Consider the following 2,703-nt stretch of genomic DNA (forward strand, 5'->3'; position numbering starts at 1 on the left):
GGAGTTCGTCGTGGGTGCCCTGCTCGGCCACGACGCCGCCCTTGTCCATGACGTAGATCCGGTCGGCGTGGCGGACGGTGGAGAGCCGGTGGGCGATGACGACCATCGTCCGGTCGACCGCGAAGCCGCGGAGCGTGCGCTGGATGGCGGCCTCGGTCTCGTTGTCCACGGCGGAGGTGGCCTCGTCGAGGATCACGACCGGCGCGTCCTTGAGGATCGCGCGGGCCAGGGCGATCCGCTGCCGCTGGCCGCCCGAGAGCGCGGCGCCGCGTTCGCCGATCACCGTGTCGTAGCCGTCCGGCAGCGTCGCGATGAAGGTGTGCGCCTCGGCCGTCGCGGCCGCTTCGACGACGGCCTCGTCGGAGGCGTCGAAGCTGCCGTAGCGGATGTTGTCGGCGATGCTGCCGTCGAAGAGGAACGGGTCCTGGGCGACGAACCCGATGGCGTTGCGCAGGTCGCGGCGCGGCACGTCGGACACGTCCCGCCCGTCGAGCAGCACGGCGCCGGACTCCGCGTCCTGGAAGCGCATCAGCAGCTTGGCGATGGTCGTCTTGCCGGAGCCGGTGGCGCCGACGAGGGCGGTGACCTGCCCGGCGGGGATGGTCAGCGAGAGGTTCTCCAGCGCCGGCGGCCGGCCGGGGTAGGCGAAGGTCACGTCGTCGAGGACGATCTCACCCTGGATCTTCTCGACGTCGAGCGGTCCGCCGGTGCCTTCGGCCTCCACGGGCAGGACGTGCAGCCGCTGGACCCGGTCGTAGGCGGCCAGGGTGCGCTGGTACTGGTCGACGATGCCGCCGAGCCGGCTCATCCGGAACAGCACCATCTGGGGCAGCCCGATCAACGGGCTGAACACCTCGAAGCGCAGCGTGCCGTTGAGCACCGCGCGGCCGCCGACCAGCAGGGTGCCGGCCATCGAGGCGGTCGTGCAGGCCCGGACGGTCTCGGCGTGGCGGATCGTGCTCCGGTCGGTCTGGTGCCGGCTGTCCTGGGCGACCGCGCTCAACCCGTCGATGCGTTCGGCCTCGTAGTCCTCGGTGCAGAAGCTCTTGACGGTGGCACCGGCCTCCAGCGTGTTGACCAGCTGGCTGTGCAGCCGGGCCCGGTGCTCACCGGAGACGGCGTAGTCGGCCGCGACCTTCTCCTGGTAGCGGAAGGAGAGCCAGGCGATGACCGGGATGGGCAGGAACGCGATCCAGGCGATCTGCGGCGCCATCAGCAGGAACACCGGCACCAGGATGGCCAGACTGGTGCCCAGGTGCAGCACGTCGTTGGCCGAGGTCGCGAAGAACGCGCCCAGCTGACCGACGTCCTCGGTGAGCACACCGGCCACCCGGCTGGTCCGCTCGCCCTCCAGGTGCCGCAGTTCGAGGTGCTGCACGTGGGCGTACGTCCGGCTGCGCCAGTCGTGCTCGATGTCCTGGCCGAGCGCGCGCCACTGGAGGTTCGACGCGTACGACAGGCCCGCCACGGCGGCGCAGGCGGCCGCCACCAGCCCGGCCAGACCCCAGAGTTGGGCGGACGCGGTGGCCAGGCCGAGGCTGACCAGCGGCGCGGCCTCGCCCTTGATGAGCACCAGTCCCGTCCAGCCGAGGAAGGTGCCCAGCGCCATCTCCGAGACCTGGCAGGCGACCGACAGCGCGCAGGCGCGGCGCAGCCGTCGGCGGTGCGGTCCGACGATCTCCAGCAGGGGGTGGCGTTCGGCTCCGGCCCCGGACAGCTCCCGGGTCGTGTCGACCGTCCGGCGCCAGGCCTTCCGGGCGACGGCCGCGGTCGCCGCCGCCACGCCGCCCAGCGCGACCAGCTGCCTGCTCAGCGCCGACCCGCGGATCAGCGCGACACCGGCCGCCACACCGCCCCCGACGGCGAGCACGGGGCGCACGACGACGCCGCGGTCCACCCGCGGAGCCGGTTGGGCGCCGGGCCGGTCGGCCGCCTGGTGTCCCGCGCCGACCGGGCCCTGCGCGACCAGGGTGACGGCTCTGCGGACGATCCGGCCGACGTCCGCGGCACTCACCCGCGCGTCGTGCCGGACGAGGACCCCACCGGTGACCGGGCTGGCCTGCGCCTCGCTGATCCCGGGGACGCGCCGCAGGGCCGCGGCGAGGACTTCGGCCGTCCGGGGCCGCCCGACGACCAGCTTGACGTCCCAGCGCTGCCGGCCCGGAATGACCGAACGCGGGCGCACGTCCACGTCCACGGAGCGGTATCCGGCTGCGGCACCCAGCAGAGAGGGCATGTGTACGATCACCTGTTTGCGGAGGTCGCGAGGAAACCGTCACGGGCAGGACGGGATCGCTGCGACGAAGTGGGAATTCTTGAGGGGAAACTGCTGCTACCGAGGCCCGCAGCCGACCGCCGCGCGGAAGCCTCATTCCGAATCGACCGGAATGTGCGCTCACGCGGCGGCCGGGTCGCCGGGCGGGCCTTCAGCTCACCTTGCCCGCGCCGGCGCCCACGCGGATCTTCGGGCTCCTCGCCTCGGCTTCGGCCCTGGCGGCGGCCTCGTCCTTCCCGCTGCTCGGGGCGGCGCCCTCGGCGGCGCGCTGGCCGTCACCCGAGGGCGCTGCGCCGTCGCCGGCGGAGACCTGCGCCGCCACCACCTCGGGGGGCCCCCCGGGGGCCGGGTGGGGGGGGGGTTGGTCGGGCGCGGGGGGGGCCGTGATATCACGCAGAACGTGGCCCACCGCCCGTGTGTTGTCGCCA

The 2,703-nt window shown here is 73.7% G+C and carries 1 protein-coding gene and 1 pseudogene; both read right to left on the minus strand.

The annotated features are described in order from the left end of the window. Positions 1-2,236: ATP-binding cassette domain-containing protein (locus ACFV6I_RS38925; protein ID WP_380430954.1), on the minus strand; the 2,236-nt coding region annotated here is incomplete at its 3' end. Between the two features lie 190 nt (positions 2,237-2,426). Further along, positions 2,427-2,703: pseudogene (locus ACFV6I_RS38930) on the minus strand (hypothetical protein); the annotation flags it as partial.

It is taken from the genome of Kitasatospora sp. NPDC059803 (assembly GCF_042732255.1).
Classification (GTDB): Bacteria; Actinomycetota; Actinomycetes; order Streptomycetales; family Streptomycetaceae; genus Kitasatospora.